The 987-nt window shown below is 44.6% G+C and carries 1 pseudogene; it reads left to right on the top strand.

Annotation, left to right across the window (positions count from 1 at the left end):
* Window positions 1–33: 33 nt before the first annotated feature.
* Window positions 34–987 (top strand): annotated as a pseudogene (locus KQ486_RS14060) (hypothetical protein); the annotation flags it as partial.

Raw genomic sequence — 987 nt, 5'->3', positions numbered from 1 at the left:
GGCTGTTATCGATTGTCACAAAAATGTTAACTTATGGGAGCAACAAGTATTCATGTACAAGCAGTGAAGCCGGGGAGCGAGATTCACAACTTTAGGGAAAAAGAGTTGGACTATGTTCGTCCGGAACTTAGTCATTTGAATGAAAGCTGGGTTGGAGATAGCATCTCCCATCGGCTGGAGAGTGCGAAACAGAGATATTTCGATACGGTTGGGCAGAAGATGCAGACTAAAGCAGCACCCATACGGGAGGGGGTAATAGTAATCAAGCAAGAAACCACCATGCAGGAACTCCAGCAATTCGCTGCGGTCTGCAAGGAACGTTTCGGTATTGAAGCGTTTCAAATCCATATACACAAGGACGAAGGATACATGAACGCAAAGCAATGGACACCTAACCTTCACGCCCATGTAGTTTTCGATTGGACGCAGCCGAACGGGAAGAGTGTGCGTTTATCGCGTGATGACATGGCAGAACTCCAAACCATAGCATCTGAAGCACTGGGCATGGAACGTGGTGTTTCTTCTGATCGCAAACACTTATCGGCTATGCAGTACAAGACCGAATGTGCGAAAGAACAGCTTCAGGAACTATCCAACGATATATCCAGTGCGTTAGACAAGCACAAGGACGTGCAAAACCAGCTTCTTCAGCTTCAGAAAGAACTACGTTCCATTGAAACAAAGAAAAACGTCCAAAAACTCATTTCTAAGGCTTCAGAGAAGTTTTACGGCTTGATAGGGAAAACGGTTAACGATAGGGAAAAAGATGCCTTAAAAGCCAAAATAAAGGCTTTAGAGGGGGAAAATGAACAGCTATCCGATAGACTGGGAAAGGCTATACTTGAAAAAGAGCGAAACGGCACAAAGGTATTCAAAGCCGAGAACGACAAGGAGTATTATAGACAGCAAATGGACAATGCAAGGACAACCAGTAACCGACTAAGAACGGAGAACCAAGAACTAAAGACCGAAACCAAGGAATTGAAA

The organism is Allobacillus halotolerans (assembly GCF_018967645.1).
Lineage (GTDB): Bacteria > Bacillota > Bacilli > Bacillales > Alkalibacillaceae > Allobacillus > Allobacillus halotolerans.
The sequence above is the reverse complement of the archived record's forward strand: the minus strand, read 5'-3'. Positions and strand labels throughout refer to the sequence as shown.